Origin of the sequence: Geomonas paludis (assembly GCF_014193585.1) — a bacterium.
In the GTDB taxonomy this organism is placed as follows: domain Bacteria; phylum Desulfobacterota; class Desulfuromonadia; order Geobacterales; family Geobacteraceae; genus Geomonas; species Geomonas paludis.
Genome location: NZ_BLXY01000002.1, coordinates 564,915 through 581,744, shown reverse-complemented (window position 1 = coordinate 581,744; position 16,830 = coordinate 564,915). Strand labels below are relative to the sequence as shown.

Annotated in this window: 16 protein-coding genes; all 16 read left to right on the top strand. The window is 54.2% G+C overall.

Features of this window, described 5'->3' with window-relative positions:
• Nucleotides 1-9: 9 nt before the first annotated feature.
• The 16 genes from H7687_RS08075 (at nt 10) to H7687_RS08000 (ending at nt 16,763) form a co-directional block, all read left to right on the top strand.
• Entirely contained in the window at nt 10-1,167 is a 1,158-nt protein-coding gene (locus H7687_RS08075; protein WP_183346547.1) for an XrtA/PEP-CTERM system-associated ATPase, read from the top strand.
• The gene (locus H7687_RS08070; protein ID WP_183346546.1) at nt 1,164-2,405 is read left to right on the top strand and encodes a TIGR03016 family PEP-CTERM system-associated outer membrane protein; all 1,242 of its coding nucleotides are present in this window, start codon (nt 1,164-1,166) and stop codon (nt 2,403-2,405) included. The genes H7687_RS08075 and H7687_RS08070 overlap by 4 nt, the downstream gene beginning before the upstream one ends.
• Nucleotides 2,402-3,295, top strand: a complete 894-nt coding sequence (locus H7687_RS08065; protein WP_308469780.1) for an XrtA system polysaccharide deacetylase — start codon at nt 2,402-2,404, stop codon at nt 3,293-3,295. Before H7687_RS08070 ends, H7687_RS08065 begins: the two co-directional genes overlap by 4 nt.
• A complete protein-coding gene (locus H7687_RS08060; protein WP_183346545.1) occupies nt 3,277-4,326 on the top strand; it encodes a FemAB family XrtA/PEP-CTERM system-associated protein in 1,050 nt (349 codons plus the stop codon). The genes H7687_RS08065 and H7687_RS08060 overlap by 19 nt, the downstream gene beginning before the upstream one ends.
• 10 nt (nt 4,327-4,336) lie before the next feature.
• Nucleotides 4,337-5,545, top strand: coding sequence for a DegT/DnrJ/EryC1/StrS family aminotransferase (locus H7687_RS08055; RefSeq protein ID WP_183346544.1), 1,209 nt, complete (start codon nt 4,337-4,339; stop codon nt 5,543-5,545).
• Between the two features lie 17 nt (nt 5,546-5,562).
• Complete coding sequence (gene xrtA / locus H7687_RS08050; protein WP_183346543.1) at nt 5,563-6,393, top strand: exosortase A; 831 nt, start codon at nt 5,563-5,565, stop codon at nt 6,391-6,393.
• Entirely contained in the window at nt 6,393-7,055 is a 663-nt protein-coding gene (locus H7687_RS08045; protein ID WP_183346542.1) for an exosortase C-terminal domain/associated protein EpsI, read from the top strand. The genes xrtA and H7687_RS08045 overlap by 1 nt, the downstream gene beginning before the upstream one ends.
• 23 nt (nt 7,056-7,078) lie before the next feature.
• The gene (locus H7687_RS08040) at nt 7,079-8,557 is read left to right on the top strand and encodes a lipopolysaccharide biosynthesis protein (RefSeq protein ID WP_183346541.1); all 1,479 of its coding nucleotides are present in this window, start codon (nt 7,079-7,081) and stop codon (nt 8,555-8,557) included.
• Nucleotides 8,558-8,561: 4 nt separating this feature from the next.
• Nucleotides 8,562-9,446 (top strand): glycosyltransferase family 2 protein, encoded by an 885-nt coding sequence (locus H7687_RS08035; protein WP_183346540.1) that lies wholly within the window; start codon nt 8,562-8,564, stop codon nt 9,444-9,446.
• Nucleotides 9,447-9,454: 8 nt separating this feature from the next.
• On the top strand, nt 9,455-10,015 hold the full coding sequence (locus H7687_RS08030) for an arsenate reductase/protein-tyrosine-phosphatase family protein (protein ID WP_183346539.1): 561 nt from the start codon (nt 9,455-9,457) through the stop codon (nt 10,013-10,015).
• A gap of 2 nt (nt 10,016-10,017) precedes the next feature.
• Entirely contained in the window at nt 10,018-11,313 is a 1,296-nt protein-coding gene (locus H7687_RS08025; protein WP_183346538.1) for an O-antigen ligase family protein, read from the top strand.
• Complete coding sequence (locus H7687_RS08020) at nt 11,303-12,463, top strand: glycosyltransferase family 4 protein (protein ID WP_183346537.1); 1,161 nt, start codon at nt 11,303-11,305, stop codon at nt 12,461-12,463. The genes H7687_RS08025 and H7687_RS08020 overlap by 11 nt, the downstream gene beginning before the upstream one ends.
• A gap of 85 nt (nt 12,464-12,548) precedes the next feature.
• A complete protein-coding gene (locus H7687_RS08015; protein WP_183346536.1) occupies nt 12,549-13,472 on the top strand; it encodes a polysaccharide deacetylase family protein in 924 nt (307 codons plus the stop codon).
• Between the two features lie 2 nt (nt 13,473-13,474).
• Complete coding sequence (locus H7687_RS08010) at nt 13,475-14,671, top strand: carboxylate--amine ligase (protein WP_183346535.1); 1,197 nt, start codon at nt 13,475-13,477, stop codon at nt 14,669-14,671.
• Complete coding sequence (locus tag H7687_RS08005; RefSeq protein WP_183346534.1) at nt 14,668-15,795, top strand: glycosyltransferase; 1,128 nt, start codon at nt 14,668-14,670, stop codon at nt 15,793-15,795. Before H7687_RS08010 ends, H7687_RS08005 begins: the two co-directional genes overlap by 4 nt.
• Nucleotides 15,786-16,763: a glycosyltransferase gene (locus H7687_RS08000; RefSeq protein ID WP_183346533.1), complete on the top strand. Its 978-nt coding sequence runs from the start codon at nt 15,786-15,788 to the stop codon at nt 16,761-16,763. The genes H7687_RS08005 and H7687_RS08000 overlap by 10 nt, the downstream gene beginning before the upstream one ends.
• Nucleotides 16,764-16,830: the final 67 nt, after the last annotated feature.

The following is a 16,830-nucleotide window of genomic DNA, read 5'->3' as shown; positions in this document are numbered from 1 at the left end:
TCAACGGACATGTACGAAGAGTTCTTCAGTTTCAAGAAAAAGCCGTTCGAGCTGGTGCCGGACCCGGACTTCATCTACCTCTCCCGCTCGCACAAGAAGGCGATCACCTACCTCGACTACGGCATCCGGGAGCGGGCGGGCTTTCTGCTGCTGACCGGCGACGTGGGAAGCGGCAAGACCACCCTGATCCGTGACCTGATCGGGAAGAAGTACGAGCGGGCGGTGCTCGCCAAGGTGTTCAACACGCGCGTAAGCGTAGAGCAGCTTCTCAGCATGATCAACGACGACTTCGGCCTCAAGGCCGACGGCAAGGACAAGGTGGCGCTGTTGCGCGACCTGAACGACTTCCTGCTGGAACAGTACGCCGCGGGCAACCACCCCATCCTGATCATCGACGAGGCCCAGAACCTCGAGGCGGGGCTTTTGGAGGAGGTGCGCCTGCTCTCCAACCTGGAGAGCTCGCACAACAAGCTGTTGCAGATCATCCTGGTGGGGCAGCCGGAGCTGCGCGAGACCATGGCGAGCCCGGGGCTCATGCAGCTGCGCCAGCGCATAAGCGTGAGCTGCCACCTGCACGCCCTGGGGCCGGCGGAGACCGCGGCCTACATCCGGCACCGGCTCGAGGTGGCGGGGAACCGGGACGCGGTCAGTTTCGACGAGCAGGCGCTGGACCAGATCTTTCGCTTCAGCCGCGGCATCCCGCGCCTGGTGAACATCATCTGCGACTTCCTCATGCTCGCCGCCTTCGCCGACGAGACCCGGGTCATCACCGAGGAGATGACCCGCGAGGTGGCGCAGGACCTGGACTTCGAAAGGACCTACTGGGGGACCGCCGCGCCGGCGTCGCCCCGGGAGCCGGACGCGCCGCGCCCCGCGGCCGGGGTGGAGGCGCTGGAGCGGATCGAGCGGCGCCTGGACGCCATCGACGTCGAACTGGGCGCGCGGCTTGAAGGCGCCTTGACCGGGGTCGAGCAGGGGATGCAGCGGATGCAGGCGGAGTTCTCCGGCCGGATCGGGCAACAGGACCGGCAGGTCGCCGAGCTCGGCGAGAAGGTGGAGACGGTCTCCTGCGCCATCGAGGGGCTGGTGCTCTCCCCCCCCGCCCGTCCCGCGGCGGTGGGCTTCGCGCGGCGCCTCATGGGGTTCGGCATGGGGGGGAAGAAATGAAGCCCTCGCCCCTGACCACGCTCCTCGCGGCGGCCGCACTGCCGCTTTTCGCCCAGGGCGCAGCCTGCGCCGCCGAATTCCGCTTCACCCCGTCGCTCGTGGTCGGGGAGGAGTATAACGACAACCTGTTCCAGAGTTCGACCCGCCCCGTCACCGAATACGTGACCCGGGTGCAGCCGAACCTCGCTTTCAACGCCAAGGGGGGAGGGTTCAACGCCGATCTCTCCTACGGGTTCGACTACCGCTATTTCGCCAGGAACAGCCGCGCCGACCAGTTCGACCACCGCGCGGCCCTGGTGGCCGGTTTCGGGGCGCCGGGGGACTTTTTGCACCTGGACCTCTCCGACACCTACAGCCGCGTCTCCGCCAACGTGGCCCGCGACGTGACCGCCGAGAGCCTCGTCGTGAACCAGACCCTGCAAAACAGCGCCCTCGTCTCCCCCTACCTGACCTGGCGCCTCCCCGGCGCCTCCACGCTCACCACCGGCTACCGCTACCGGGACGTGCGCTACTGGAGCGGCAGCGGGGTCGACAAGACCGAGCACGACGGCTACGCCCTGTGGAGCCGAGAACTGACCGCCGGGCTCGTATTGAGCGCCTCCTACAGCCATGCCCGCATCGCCTCCGAGCTGGAGACCCTGACCCGCCACAAGGCCTACGCGGGGCTTCGCTACGACTGGAGCGCGGCAAGCTTCGTCTACGGCAACGCGGGGTACGACTGGCAGCGCATCGACGGCGGCAGGAACAGAAACGACCCCTTCTGGGACGCAGGGGTGAGCCGGGACTTTGGCTTCCTGACCGCGACGGCCGGGACGCGGGTGCAGTACACCGAGGACCCGCAGACCATCTCGACCAGGAACGTGAACCACTACCTCACCCTGAGCCGGGTCTTCTCGCGCGGCACGGCGGGCTTCAACGCCTCCTACGGCAAGTACGACAAGGACGGGGTTGCCGTGCGCGACGTCCAGCACAAGGTGCTCCTCGCCCTGAACGGGCGCTACGAGCTGCGCCCCGACCTCGGGCTCAACCTCGCCGTCTCGGGCGACCGGTTGAGCCGCAGCGTCGGCAACGACTTTCCCTACCACCTGAACGCCGGCGCCGGGGTCGACTACACCCTGGGGAGCCACGCCGTCTTGGGGGCGAACTACAGCTACATCAGCTACCGCAACGACCTGGGGAGCACCCGTGGGGGGATCGACGTGAACCGCGTCATCGTCGAGCTGAGGCTGTCGCGGTGACGCTGATAAACGCCCTCACCGTCGACGTCGAGGACTACTTCCAGGTCTCCGCCTTCGCGCGCCACGTGGACCGCGGCGGCTGGGACAACTACCCGCTGCGGGTGGAGCACAACACCGCCCGGGTGCTCGACCTCTTCGACAGCTTCGGCGTCAAGGGGACCTTCTTCGTGCTCGGGTGGGTGGCCAGGCGCTGCCCCGCCCTGGTGCGCAGGATCGGGGAGCGGGGGCACGAGATCGCCTGCCACGGCTTCGGGCACCAGCTGATCTACGACCTCGATGCGCAGGCCTTCAGGGAGGACGTGCGCAGCGCCAAGGCCCTGTTGGAGGACACCGCCGGCTGCCGGGTGCGCGGCTACCGCGCCCCCAGTTATTCGATCACGGCGCGGTCGCTGTGGGCCCTGGACGTCCTCATCGAGGAGGGATTCGAATTCGATTCCAGCGTGTTCCCGGTCTACCACGACATCTACGGCATCCCCGGCGCGCCGCGCTTTCCGCACCTGATCCGGCGCCCGGCGGGGGTGATCCGGGAGTTCCCGCTCACCACCTACCCGCTGCGGCTGGCGGGGCGGGAGTACCGGCTCCCCGTGGCGGGGGGAGGGTACCTGAGGCTCTTCCCCGCCTCCTTCCTGGCCCGCTGCATCGGCTCGATCAACGGCAGGGAAGGGGAGCCCGCGGTGCTCTACTTCCACCCCTGGGAGCTCGACCCGGACCAGCCCCGCATCCGGGCCGGTGCCAGGAGCCGCTTCAGGCACTACCTGAACCTGAAGCGTACCGAGGGGAAGTTGAGGTCCCTTCTCGGCGCTCTCGAGTTCGGCACCATGAGCGAGGCCATGGCGGCGCGCTACGGGGAGGACGCGCTGCCGGCGGCGCCATGCGGGGCGTACCCGTGAGCGGGGTCGCCGTGGAAATCTACCGGGGGGACGGCGCGGAGTGGGACCGCTTCGTCGCCTCCCGCCCCGGGGCGACCAGCTACCACCGCTACCTCTGGAAGGACGTGGTGCAGGAAAGCTTCGGGCACGCGGGCTACTACCTCATGGCCCGCCGGGGGGGCGAGCCGGTCGGGGTGCTGCCGCTCATCCACATGAAAAGCGTGCTCTTTGGCAACTTCCTGGTCTCGGTCCCCTTCTTCAACTACGGCGGCGTGCTGGCCGGTGACCCGGCCGCGGTGCAGCCCCTGCTGGACGAGGGGGTGAAGGTCATGGCGCGCTGTGGCGCCGCGCACCTGGAGCTGCGCCACCGCGGGGAACCGCTCCCCGGGCTCGCCACGCGCAGCCACAAGGTCACCATGATCCTCGACCTCGCGGAGGACGCGGACAGCCAGTGGCGCGGCTTCACGCCGAAGCTGCGCAACCAGGTGCGCAAGGCCCAGAAAAGCGGCCTCCACGTGGTGAGCGGCGGCTGCGAACTTCTGGACGGCTTCTACCGGGTGTTCTGCCGCAACATGCGCGACCTCGGCACCCCCGTCTACGGCAGGCGATTCTTCGAGAACGTGCTCCGGGCGCCGGACGCCCAGGCGCGCGTGGTCTCGGTGCTGCTGGGGAAGGAGCCCGTGGCCTCAGGCATCATGACCCGGTTCCGGGACACGGTCGAGGTCCCGTGGGCCTCCTCGGTCCGTGACTACCGGGAACTCTGCCCCAACAACCTGCTCTACTGGGAGGCGATCCGGCTCGCCATCGGGGAGGGGGCGGCCTGCTTCGACTTCGGGCGCTCCACCCCAGGCGAAGGGACCTACCGGTTCAAGAAGCAGTGGGGCGCCCGCGCCGTCGCGCTGCACTGGCAGTACCTCTTGGCACCGGGGGCGCACCCCCCCGAGCTGAACCCGGCGAACCCCAAGTTCCGCCTGGCGGTCGAGGGGTGGCGCAGGCTTCCCGTGGCGCTCACGAGGTTTCTTGGGCCGGCCATCGTCAGGAACATACCCTAGAGGAGAAGCGATGCGCATCGGCAGAACACTCCCCCCGGCGGCGGCGCCCCTCTCCGTGCAGGAGGTCCTCTCCGGGGTGGCGGCCCTTTTCGCGGGGAAGAGGGCCGTCGAGAGGTTCGAGGCGGAGCTCAGGCAACACTACGCGGTCCCGCACGCCTTCCTGCTGAGCTCCGGGCAGGCGGCCCTGGCCGTGATCCTCACCGCCCTGAAGCGGGACCGGCCGGGACGGGACGAGGTCCTCATTCCCGCCTACACCTGCTACTCGGTCCCGGCCGCCGTGGTGAGGGCGGGGCTCAGGGTGCGCCCGTGCGACATCGACCCGCGCACCCTCGACTTCGACTGGGAGCGGCTGGAAGAGGCCCTTCAGGGGGGGCGCGTCCTGTGCGCCGTCGCGACACACCTCTTCGGCGTACCCGCCGACGTCGGGCGCCTGAAAGCCGCGGCTGCCCGGTACGGCGTCGCGGTGGTAGAGGATGCGGCGCAGGCCATGGGCGGGGAGGTAAACGGGAGCAAGGTCGGCACCCTGGGCGACGTCGCCCTCTTCAGTCTCGGACGCGGCAAGGGGCTTTGCACCGTATCCGGCGGCATCATCCTGGCCGGCAGCGGCCCGGTGGGGAGCGCCATCGAAAACATCGTGGCGACGCTGCCGCGCGAGGGGTGGGGCGACGCCCTGAAGGCCTTATGCTACGCGCTCGCGCTCGTGGTCCTGGTCCGTCCTTCCCTGTTCTGGCTCCCCAGGGCGCTTCCCTTTCTGGGGCTCGGGGAGACGGTGTTCAACCCTGGTTTTGCGCTGAAGCGGCTGGGAGCCTTCCAGGCCGGGCTGGCGCGCGGGTGGCGCGAGAAGCTTCTCCGGCTGCGCGAGGCGCGCCTGCGCCATGCCACGTTTTTGGAACGGGCCGGCGTCGCCGCGGCGGTCCCCCTGCACGGCGCGGTCCCCGACCTGGTCCGGTTCCCCGTGCTGGTCGGGGACCCGGCGCAAAGGGCGCGCCTGATCGAAATGAGCGCAGAGCAGGGGCTGGGTGTGGCGGCGGTCTACCCGGAGGCGGTGACCCGGATCCCCGAACTGCAGGGGGCACTGGCGGGGGGGGCGGCGCCGCAGGCCGAGCAGGTGGCGCGGCGCATCGTGTCGCTCCCGGTCCATCCGCTGGTCACGCAGCGCGACCTGGAGCGGATCGCGGCGCTGTTTCGGGCGGAACAGGGTGAACAAAAGGGCCGGTAACGGGGGCAGAGGTGGCGATGGCACTGGCACGAAACGACAAGATCAAGTTGGCACTGCTGCTCGTGCTGTGGTTTGTGGTCATCTCTCCGGTGCTGCCCGAGATGGTGCGGGAGTGGTCCGGCCATTCCGACAACAACCACGGTTTCCTGGTGCCGCTCATCGCGCTCTACCTCGTCTGGCAGAAAAAGGAGGAGCTTGCCGGCGCGGGGCTGGAGAGCTCCCGGTGGGGGTGGGTGGTGCTGGTGGCGGGGCTCGTCTCCTTTTTGTTGAGTCTTGCCGGCGGCGTTGCCTTCACCGCCCGGGTGGCGGTGGTGATATCGCTTTTCGGCCTCATCTGGTACTGCACCGGGGCGCGCTGGACCAGGCTCCTCGCCTTCCCCGTGCTGTTTCTTCTTTTCATGATCCCGGTGCCGGTATCCGTGATCGGCATGGTCTCCATGCCGCTGCAGCTCATGGCCACCAAGCTTTCCGCCCAGATCATCCAGCACCTGTCCATCCCGGTGTACCGCGAAGGGAATATGCTCTACTTCGTGGGGACCCAGCTTGAGGTAGCCGAGGCCTGCAGCGGGGTCCGATCCATCATGTCGCTCACCATGCTGGGGACCATCTTCGCCTACATGTCCCGCAACGGGTGGGGACGGCGCATCGCCCTGGTGCTTGCCGCCGTGCCGATCGCCATGGCCGCCAACATCCTGAGGATCACCGGCACCGGCGTTTTGGCCAACTTCTTCGGAGACCGGGTCGCCCGCGGTTTCCTTCACGAGTTTTCCGGGCTGGTGGTATTCGTCTTCGGCCTGGCCGTCCTCGGGCTTTTGTACACCCTGCTGAACTCGAAGAAGGTGGCGTGATGCGAAACGCAAGCTTCATCACCGCGTTGATCCTGCTGCTTTTGACCGGCGTAGCCAGCACCCTGATGGCCTATCGGCCCGTACCCGTGGTGGTCGCCACCAACCTGGAAAAGCTGCCGATGGAGATCGACGGTTACCGTGCCGTCGAGGACACCTTTCCCGAGTCCGTGTACAAGGAGCTGAACGCCGACAAGCACATCTACCGCCACTACCGCTCAGCCGACGGCGGCGTCATCGATCTCTACATCGGCTACTACGGCACCGCCAAGGGAGGCAGGACCGGCCACAACCCCTACGCCTGCCTTCCCGGTGCAGGGCTGGCCATAGTGGACAGCGATGTTGTGAAGCTGGAACAACTGGAAACGAATAAAAAGGTCCCAGTGAATTATATTTTGGCTCATACCGAAGATCGGAACCTGATCATGATCCACTGGTACCAGACAGCGGGGAACAAGGTTGTTTCCAATGGCTGGCAACAGAACATAGAACGTCTGAGGGGGCGTGTCTTAGATAACAGGAATGACGGTGCGTTCATTCGGGTCAGTGTGTCCGCTACAGATAAAGATCTTTCAACCCAAAAGGAAAAGGCCGTACAGTTTTCCAGGACGCTGCTTAACACCTTGCCATCATACTGGCCTCTTGAAAAGGCTACGCCTCACTAACGCTCTTTTATTGCAGGATAGTTATGGAATTCCCTAAGTTAGTTGGCAAAGCAAGGTTCCTGTTTGAGGATAACGGTTCGATCAGGGAGCGAACTATCAGGAGTGGTATCTGGATCAGCATTGCTTCAGGGATCGTAAGGTTCTTTGAGTTTGTCAGATCGATGGTGCTTGCACGAATTCTGCTCCCGGAGCTTTTCGGAATCATGGCTATAGTTCTTTTCGTCCGGGGCGCTGTAGACGTAATTACCAGTACCAGTTTCAAGTCGGCACTCATTTACCGTCAGGATGATGTGGAAGCCGCTGCCAACACAGCTTGGACCCTCAACATCCTAAGAGGAGCTGTGCTCTTTGGTTTCCTGTTAGTGGTATCCCCGGCTGTGGCGAGCTTTTACCAGGAACCATTACTAAGCCCCGCAATAAGATTCATTGCCTTTGCCCTTCTGATTGAATCGTTTGGGAATATAAATACGGTCGTGTTCGAAAAGGAGCTGAACTATCAAAAAATAACGATCGGCAGGATATTCACAAGCACAGTTAGTATTGTGACCGTTCTGGCTCTTGCCTATATTTATCGGAGTATATGGGCCTTGTTATTTGGCAGTTTGCTGACAAGTTGTTCAAATATGTTGATAACATACGTAATTCAACCCAAGCGACCTCGTCTGTGTTTTGACAAGAGGTTGGCGAGGGAGCTATTCCACTACGGTAAGTTCGTCACTGGAACGAGCATATTGGTCTTTTTCACACTGACAGCGGCAGATGTGGTGCTGGGCAAACTTCTGAGCCTTAAGGAGTTGGGATACTACAGCTATGCTTTTACCTTGGCTAACTTGCCAACCACGCATGTCTCAGCTGTTATCTCTGAAATTGTGTTTTCCGCCTACAACGCGATCAAGTCCGATGCACGTAAATTGATTTCGGCGTTTCAGAACATTTTTAAACTAGTGGCAATAGTCGCAATACCCGCAGGTGTCGGTATATTCGCACTTGCGGAGGAAATAGTCGTTTACGTCCTGGGGCCGGGGTGGCAGCCTGCAATTGCCCCTTTAAAAGTTCTAGTGGTTTTCGGCGTGATACGGTCACTAGCCGCAACGACCGGTCCTATATTGACTGCCATAGGAAAGCCTAACGTGGTGTTTTGGGTTGTTCTTTTCAAATTCTGCTTAATCACGGTCTTGCTTTATCCCCTCATCCGCCTCTATGGGACTGTGGGAGCTGCCCTTGCGCTTACCTTGCCGATCATTATTGAGCAGGTAGTACTTTGGTACCTGATACGGAGAGCCTTCAATATTGGTTTGATGCCGTTCATAACCACTGTCGCCAGAATTTTCCTCATTTCACTAGTGATGCTGGGAGCCATAGTAGTATTAAAGCGTCTCGTTCCAATAACCTCAGTGTCTTATATATTCATGAATGTCTTTGCTGGTGTGGTGGTTTATGGGGTTCTAATATGGTCGTTGGACAAAGAAAGTGTGAAGGAAGTATGTGGTATTAAAAGGTAATGTAATGGACATTTCTATTGTGATTCCTACATATAACAACAGCAAGTTGTTAAAGCGAACTTTGGAACACTTTGTTACGCAGGTTCGATTTCCCGATGCTGAGGTTGAAATGGTGGTGGTTAACAATAACTGCCAAGACGATACTGATGCTGTCGTGAAGTCTTATATCGGGAAACTGCCGCTCAAACTGGTAGCAGAGGGACGCCAGGGAATTAGTTGCGCCAAAAATGCGGGGATTCGTGAAGCTACAGGGGATTTGGTTATCTTCACAGATGACGATGTCAAACCTGCTGTGGGGTGGATCGAAAGTTACTGGAAGGCCTTCCGCTTGGGGGGCGCGCGAAGATTTTGGGGCGGGAGCATAGTTTCTGACCACGAAGCGGGGGTCCCGAGCCGTGAAATTCTTCAATATGCGCCGCCCTCGGTTTCTGGAATGAACCTCGGAAAGTGTGAGCGGTGTATCAACCCGCCTGAATATTTCGTTGGCGCCAATTGGGCCTGCCCTAGACGGGCGTTGAACGAGGCGGGTGTATTTAACGAATCGTTGGGACTTAACCCCTCAGTTCCAAGTCTCGTTGTAGGAGAAGAAACCGAGTTGATGGACCGTTTGCGTTCCGTGGGGTATGTGGGATGGTACCTGCCGGATGCGACACTCCACCACTTTGTACCAGCGGCCAAAGTTTCTTTGAAACACATCGCCGATAGAAGGGAAGGACTTGGGTTCTACAATTTCATTGGGAAAAAAGCGCCTCGCTGGGCTTACAGATCCTTCCTTGAAAACGGTCTTAAAACCGTGGCTTACAAGGTATTAGGTATGTCTTGTGTTAGAGAATACATTCTGTTTAAAGAAGCTAAAGGTGTTTTGCGTGCATGCTACTTTAAGGGTTAGATAAGCCTATGAAAATATTGCTCAACTCGCATAGAAGATTCACTAAAGAGATGCTTAAAAGTTTAATCGACCTGATCCGATATTCTGCTCAGATACAAAAGGCTAAAACGCTTACCTTTGATCGGGTTTTATTCGTATGCAAAGGGAATATTTGTAGAAGTGCGTTTGCAGCAGGTTATTTGAAAAACTTTGATACAAGTTTGAAGGTAGAATCACGCGGTCTTCAAGTGGATCGTGAGGTACGATCTCCGAATACAGCTATTTCGGCCGCTATTAGACACGGTGTTGACCTCACTGGTCATTACTCAAGGCCAGTGACTGCTCATGATGTGAATGGCGCAGACTTAATCCTGGCCATGGAGTATTCTCAATACCACAATTTACGGGAGATGTTTCCTTCATCCAAAGACAAAATTCATCTTCTCGGATGTTATTCCACAGCCTCGTACAAGCTGTGTCTGAATATTTATGACCCGTTTGGCAGAGAGGAAAAAGATTACGATGCCTGTTTTAATAAGATTAAAACTTGTATTAATGCTTTGATTTGCAGCAGAAATGTAAGGGTGTGATTATGATGGATCTATACAAAGTTGAAGTTTCGTGTATTATCAGGTTTATCAAGGAGCAAGGCTTTACGTTCCTGTTGATAAACGTGTATCTTTTCCTGGAGTACGTTCGACCACAGACCTTGTATCCCTCCATTGATATATTCCCATTTGCCAAGACAACCATAGTTGTCACCTTATTGTTTTTCATATTGCAGAAAAAAGAACTACTTGTGAGCAATATCCAAAATAAACTTATTATCCTGTTTCTTGTAGTCATATTAATGTCATCCTATAATGCCATGTCTAGTAGCATCGCTTTGCAGCGCGTACCTGATTTTATCGCGTGGATGATCATATATTTTTTGATTATCAACATAGTGAACACTCCTGGCCGGATATTTATCTTCATATTCGCATTTCTTCTATATAGCTTCAAAATGGCCCAATTTTCGTTTTTTAAGTGGGTCAGTCACGGTTTCTCTTTCCTCAAGGATGGTTCCGGGGGAGGGCCGGGATGGTTCAAAAACTCAGGAGAGTTTGGCATCCAGATGTGCATCTTTCTCGCATATTCAGCGTGCTTCATCCAAGCATTGAAAGAATATTGGCCAAGATGGAAGAAAATAATCTTCTTATCCTTTCCTGTGACTGCCTTGTCTGGAACCATCTCTTGTTCGTCTCGCGGGGCTGTTTTAGGTGGTGCTGGAGTCGTGATGTATCTTTTACTGTGCAGCAAACATAAGGTGAAAGGACTTATTGCTGTCTGTGCGATCGTAACAGTTGCTTTCGTTATGATGCCACAGCAGCAACTTGAGAGGTTCAAGACTGCTGGCGAAGATTCTACCTCCATAAGTCGCATTCAGCTATGGGATCGAGGACTGGAGCTAGTAAAGAAGTACCCGGTCTTAGGAGTAGGGTATCGGAACTGGGGCGTTGCACAGCAGGAACATTTTGGTTTGGATAATCAACTTTTGCCCCACAATATTTTTTTAGAGTGTGCAACTGAACTCGGTTACACAGGTTTAGCAGTTTTCATGCTAATGGTAGTGTTCACCTTTGCCAACAATAGGCGAACCAGGGCAATGGTTCAAAGTACTGGGAAATCCGACCGTTTCATCTACTATATGACCTACGGGTCAGATGCCGCTCTAGTGGGATATTTAATATCTGGATTCTTTGTAACCGTTTTATATTATCCCTACTTTTGGATTAACTTGTCGATGACGGTAGCGTTGAACAATGTGGCTAGCCGTTACACGCCTGACGAAGCAAAAACAGCGAGTCTGGAGTTTGTAGAAACTCGAGGTGACAATGCCGCCTAAGGGTATTCTTGTTTACTATCATTGCCGATCAAATACGGGCTATGCTATTGGACGACATGAACCCGACTTTCTTGAAATGGCCGAACAGTTAACCGGTAGTTTGCGAAACGTCCATTTAGGGTACACGAGTCTTAAGGGGGGACATCCTGACTATGTGCCCCCAAACTTCGCCAATATCATTGTCTTTGATCCGAAGATGCCGAACCCGCAGTCTTTGAAGCTTGTTTATGACTACATCAAACACAACGAAATCGACACGGCGTTTGGCTTCGACCAACCCGTCGCGAACCCTTTTTACACCGTGATGAGGAAGGCTGGTGTTAAGGTTTTGGTATCCTATTGGGGTGCTCCTATGAGTAGCCTCAATCATGGAATGAAACTCTTGCTTAAACGTGTTGGTGTCGCTTTGACATCCCACAAACCGGACCATTACATATTTCAGTCCGAAGCGATGGCTGACTCTGCAGTCCTTGGCCGCGGTATTCCGCGGAATCGAGTCAGTGTCATTCCTAACGCTGTGGATACCAAGATATTCTACCCCGACAAGGCACATGCAGAATATGCCTATAATGTGTTCGATATTCCGAGAGGTAGGAAACTTTTCTTCTACTCCGGGCATATGGAAGATCGAAAAGGGGTTCATGTCATTGTAAATGCAGCAAAAGAATTGCTTGATACTAGGAAAAGAGAGGACATTCACTTTCTCATCTTGGGAAATAGAGGTGATGAGGCGTGCCGGTTTGAAAACATGATATCTAAGTCCAGAGCTAGGGATCACATAACATTTGGTGGGTATCGCAATGACGTTGATTGCATCCATAAATCCTGCTATGCCGGCATCATAGCCAGTACAGGATGGGATTCCTTCACTATGTCATCTATGGAAATGGCCTCGTCAGGGCTGCCCCTGATCGTTTCACGGTTGCAGGGGCTCAAGGAAACAATAATCGACGGTAAAACTGGCTTATCGATCGAGCCGGGAAGCCATCTGGATCTGGCTGATAAGATAGAATTGTTGACAGACGACCACGAATTACGAGATTCCATGTCAGAAGCCAGTCGTGTAAGGGTTGTGGAAAAGTACAATTTGGAGAAGCACATATCTGATCTTGTTTCCCTGATGACGCGACTGTACTCCCGCCATGGTTAAAGAAAATATCCTGAAATCATTTATCAAGAGCAGCTTCTGCAGCCTTCTTTCTAATGTAGGTGCTTTCAAAGTTATACGCGATTACATGACTAAAAACAGCGCGTTCATACTTATGTACCATCGGATACTCGATGAGCGCAATTTTCCTTCCTACTACTTGCAGCCGGGCATGTATGTAATGTCGGAAACATTCGAGAAACATGTTCTCTTTTTAAACAAATTCTTTAACATCCTGCCATTTGAAGAATTGATTGTTAGAATACAAAAAGGGAAAAGTATAAGGCGTTGTTGTTGTATTACCTTCGATGACGGATGGAGTGACAATTATTTCCATGCCTATCCCATTCTAAAAACCCTTGGGGTCCCCGCAACCATTTTCCTGGCAACTGGTTACGTCGGGACTTCCGATACATTTTGGACCGAAAAGATCTCCTGCTTTTTGAGTCAGAATGGATCTCTTTTGAATGACTTTTACAATTGGTGTCCGTCTGTACTGCAGGAGAGATGCCCTAGCTGGAAAAGTGCTCCTACCATTGACCATGTGATAGAATTTCTGAAAGAACAACCGCCGTCGACCAGAGAACGTGTTATCGCTTCAATTGATTTTCGTCCTTTGGAAGACAACCCGCGAAATCAGATGCTGACGTGGGAGCAAGTGACTGAGATGTATGCCAGTGGTCTGGTGACATTTGGATCACATACGGTAAATCACGAACTTTTAGATCAGGTTGGCATAGCGCAAATTGAAAATGAGATAATACTTTCCGGGAAAGCAATCGAATCACGAGTGAACGCTCCTGTCTTCACTTTTGCGTACCCAAACGGAAATTTCAATGCAGAAATTCAGGACGTCTTGTCACGCAACAATTATGTGGCAGCTGTGACAACAAAAAAAGGTATGGTTTCCAACGAATCAGATTTGATGCGATTACCCCGAATCGGGGTTCATGAAGATGTTTCTCGTTCTGAAGCGTTACTGCAAGGAAGGCTGTTCCTCAAGGGGTTTTAGCTGTGAATGTACTTGTCACTGATGGCGAAAACAGATCAGCCTTGGCGATTGTGCGCTCCTTGGGCAGTCGCGGGGTCAAAGTCATCGTGACTGGCACAAAAATATCTTGCCTGTCCTCAAGATCCAAATTTTGCAGCCGTTATCGTGTTGTAACTGATCCAATGGAACGCGGCGAGGATTATCTGGGCGATATCATCAAGGTTATAAAAGATGAAAACGTCGAAATAGTTTTCCCTGTTACAGAACAGACAATTTTCTGGCTGAACAAGGGCCGGAATCTATGCATGGATACGATAATAGCATCCCCCTCTGAAGAGCAGATGGATAGCATCTGCAACAAATCTAGCCTAATGGAATTAGCACGCTCATTAGGTGTTGAAACGCCATTTACTATTAATGTAAGAGATGAAAAAGACCTCGTCACCAAACTTCCTGAATTACCTTCCTACCCCCTGGTAGTAAAACCTGCCTATTCTAAGACTTTTATCGATGGGCGCCTAGTGCCGTCGAGCGTGATGTATGCAAGTAATGAGGAAGAACTTTTATCTTTATATCGTACCTGTGATGTGCTGAAATCTCCATCCTTGATACAAGAACTGATCCTCGGTGAAGGGACAGGCATATTCACTCTTTTTGATAAGGACCACCATCTAGCTCTGTTCTCTCATCGTCGATTGCTGGAAAAGCCGCCTTCAGGCGGGGTAAGTGTTCTATCAGAGAGTGTGCCGCTTGACCCCACAATGGTGGATTCTGCAACGCGCCTTTTGAGTGCCGTGGGGTGGACGGGGGTAGCGATGGTGGAATTTAAAAAAGATCAGAGCGGTCAGGCGAAGCTGATGGAGATAAACGGCAGGTTCTGGGGAAGTTTGCAACTTGCCGTTTCTTGCGGTGTCGATTTCCCATATTTGGCTTTTTGCTACTATAGTCGCCAGAACTTGCCCTATTTGGAGCACCCTTATCTCCTAGGTCATAAGCTTAAATGGTCATATGGCATCCTAGACCATTGTCTCATCCGGGCAAAACAGGCTTTTCAGGTTAAATCATACCGCACCGCCTTACCGTCTTTTATGCAAGTGCTTGAGGCCTTCTTTGCCTCGGGACCGACGGTTTCTTCGGATGTATTCAGGGCAGAAGATATGGGCCCTTTCATGCAAGAAACGCTCGATTACTTTAACTCTTTTTTAGGTAGAAAGGTATGAGAGTCCTTCACACTATCGACACGACAGGACCAGGTGGGGCCGAGTCGGTGTTCCTCGACCTCATTCGAAGTTTGGATAAAAACACTTTCCAAGCTTTCGTCGTCATACGTGGGAAAGGGTGGGTTTCCCAGCAACTAGAACACGAGGGAATAACCCCCATTTTCCTCAACAGCAAAGGGCGTTTCAATTTCAACTACCTTTGGCAGTTGGTTTTATTAATCAAAAAGCACAAAATTGATGTTATACAGTCACACCTTCTTGGATCCAACCTCTATTGCTGCTTGGCAGGCCTTTTTACTCGGGTTCCGGTTATCTCAACTTTTCATGGTTTTGTAGACATTAAACGGAACGACAAATTTGCCAGACTTAAGTCACTGATCATAAATCTTGGATCTTCGAAAGTTGTTTTTGTCTCTCAATGCTTAAAAGACTATTTTGTCACCAATTATGGTCTCAATAATAGCAAGGCTACAGTCATCTATAATTCTGTCGACACCTCTATCTACAGGAAAAATCCCGATGTCTCCGTGAGGTTGGATTTGCACCTTCCAACCAACTCCATGCTGGTCGGTGCCTTGGGTAACATCAGACCTGCTAAGGGATACGATTCACTCTTAAAAGCAGCGCGTATCGTCGTGGATAACTACCCAAACACCTATTTCGCTGTTGCTGGTGAAGGGAAGGGTGAAATTTTCGAGAAGTTAGTGGACTTAAAGCAGGAACTGGGACTAAATAATAATTTCTTCTTTATTGGACATCATTCCAACCCTGCTAAGTTCTTGAACAATCTGGACATATTTGTTCTAAGTTCGTTATCGGAGGGTTTCTCTATATCAACAATCGAAGCCATGGCTTCTTCTCTTCCTATTGTGGCAACCAAATGTGGCGGACCTGAGGAAATCATAAGTGATGATATCGATGGTGTCCTCGCCGGAGCCGGAAATCCACGGGATATAGCAGATGCGATAATGATGCTTTTAGCCTCGGCGGAGCTTCGGGGACAAATTGCCAAGAATGCCTCCCTTACAGCCAATGCCAAATTTTCTAACCAAGCCATGATTGGTAATTACTCAACGCTATATACTTCATTTGAAGACCGATTCAGGAGGTGGCGATGGAGTTGACCAAAGGGGTTTGGCTGACATGGGAAAAACAGCGCAGGAACAAAGGAATGAGTGATGCGCTGGGATGGGAACTTCACGAAATCCTTTGCGAGGGGGGGTGTGTCCAGCGCTACATCACATCATTTTTGCGGACGGTGAAAATCCTGTTGAGGAACAAACCGGAATTTGTTGCAGCACAAAATCCGTCTCTTCTTTTGGCGCTAGTTGTGGTACTTCTCAAATTCCTATTTGGATATGTTAGCATAATTGATGCTCACAATGCAGGAGTGTTTCCCTTGGAAGGAAGGAGCAAAATTTTATGCGCTATTTCTAAAATAATACAGCTTCTTGCTGATGTTACTGTTGTTACCAATAAAGAGTTGGCTAATGTCGTAGTAAAAAATGGAGGTCGAGCCTTTGTGCTGCCTGACAGACTTCCTGAAGTGCCGCGTGGCATCTACCCTTTCAGTTTTGAAGCTAAATTTAATTTTGCTTTCGTGTGCTCATTCAATCCCGATGAGCCGTTCAACGAGGTTGTAGAAGCTGTTAAACGTTTGCCAGATGATATCTGTGTATACGTCACAGGTAGGTACCCTAAAGGAATCAGCCGAGATGAACTGCCTAAGAACTTAGTGTTGCTTGGTTTTATTCCTGATAATGATTATTGGAGCCTCATCTCATCTGTTGATGCAATTATTGTTTTAACAACGCGGGAAAACTGTTTGGTTTGCGGAGCTTATGAAGGTGTTGCACTAAACAAACCTATGGTTCTGTCGGACACTTCTATAATGCGAGAATATTTCTCTGCAGGAGTTGAGTACGCATTTCCTACTGCTGATGCTGTAAAAGAAGCTATCCTGACCGTCATCGAGAAGAAGGAGAAATTACAGAGAGAGGTCAGCGACCTGAAGTGCCGTCTCGGAGAACGCTGGGATAGTATGATTACTGACTTTAAGTCTTACCTTACTTCCATTCCTGAGCGTTCATGAATAAACGGCAGTAGCGCTACCCAAGTGGTGGGGGTAGCAACTACTGCCGTAAAATAGAGCTGATAAA